Annotated in this window: 1 pseudogene; it reads right to left on the reverse strand. The window is 67.4% G+C overall.

The window, feature by feature from the left end:
- Positions 1-52: 52 nt before the first annotated feature.
- A pseudogene (locus MWC30_RS21760) lies at positions 53-579 on the reverse strand (Na+/H+ antiporter subunit D); the annotation flags it as partial.

Below are 579 nucleotides of genomic sequence, written 5' to 3' on the forward strand. Positions count from 1 at the left end.
AGGAAGGCGATCAGCGGAAGCTCGAGCTTCAGCGGCGTCTTGGGCCTCTTCATCAGTCACCGCCTCCTTCCACAGGCTCGTCCTCATCGCCGGAGGTCGAATGCCGAGTGTCCTCGAGGTTCTCTCTGTCCTCCGGCTCCAGTCCGGTGCGCACCGGTGCGTGATCCTCCACGCCGGCGTCGCCGGTGTCCAGGTCCACCAGCAGGTCCTCGGTGAACTCGGTGAGCTCATCGCGGACCCCGTCCACGCGCTCTTCGCCCAGGACGGCGTCGAGGTAGGGTGTGCGCTCGTACATGTCATAGGCCGCGGCCCGCGAGAACTGCATCAGCGGTCCGGCGACGACGGTGAAGGCCACCGACATCGCCACCAGGGCAGCGGTGGGGGCCACCATGTTCATCGGCAGCAGACGCTTATTGGCGGCCCGTGCGTGGGCCAGCGTCTTGGACAGCAGCAGCTTATCCGGCTCCTCGGCGTCCTCACCCTTGCGCCAGAAGCCGCGGGCCCAGATCCGCGCCACGGCCATCAGCGTCAGCAGCGAGGTCACCACAGAGGCGATGACCAGGGGCCAGGTGATCCAGG

The organism is Desulforhabdus sp. TSK, from assembly GCF_022836495.1.
In the GTDB taxonomy this organism is placed as follows: Bacteria; Desulfobacterota; Syntrophobacteria; order Syntrophobacterales; family Syntrophobacteraceae; genus Desulforhabdus.